A 759-nucleotide genomic window follows, 5' to 3' on the forward strand; every position below is an offset into this window, starting at 1 on the left:
ATGCGATGTTAGATAGGTACAGCGCTTCTTCAACCGCTGTGTTACCGCCGCCGACAACCGCTACTTTTTGGTTGCGGTAGAAGAAACCGTCACACGTAGCACATGCCGATACGCCGCGACCTTTGAACGCTTCTTCTGATTCCAGACCTAGGTATTTAGCTGATGCACCTGTTGAAATGATCAAAGCATCACAGGTGTACTCACCAGAATCACCTTTTAAACGGAATGGACGTTGAGACAGTTCAACTTCGTTGATGTGATCGAATACAATTTCTGTTTCGAAACGTTCCGCATGTTCTTTCATGCGTTCCATTAATGCTGGGCCTGTTAGGCCTTCTGCATCACCTGGCCAGTTTTCTACTTCTGTTGTAGTGGTTAGCTGACCACCTTGTTGCATTCCCGTCACAAGCACAGGGTTTAGATTCGCGCGCGCAGCGTATACTGCCGCGGTGTAACCTGCTGGACCAGAACCAAGAATTAATAATTTACAGTGTTTTACGTCGCTCATTGTGGCTCCAAAGAGGGCTGAACATTTCTCTCGATTGTATGGAAATTCTTATAGCTTTAAAAGCATAAACGGCGATTGAGATCGAATAAATGGTTATAGATTAGAACTCACTATCGCGTGATAGAAATTGTCTCAATCCAGCATAAAATTCTATTTACAGTAGAGAAATCTAGTTTCAAATGTTGCTTAAGCTTTAATCTAAAACATATACCTAATTTAACTTTTGTTTGTGGGTTTTCATCTCGTTTTTT

1 protein-coding gene is annotated in these 759 nt (G+C 42.4%); it reads right to left on the reverse strand.

The window, feature by feature from the left end:
- On the reverse strand, positions 1 to 508 hold a 508-nt coding region (locus R7O13_RS26395; RefSeq protein ID WP_318305145.1), incomplete at its 3' end, for an FAD-dependent oxidoreductase.
- Positions 509 to 759: the final 251 nt, after the last annotated feature.

The sequence above is a fragment of the Vibrio sp. Y176 genome, from assembly GCF_033438945.1.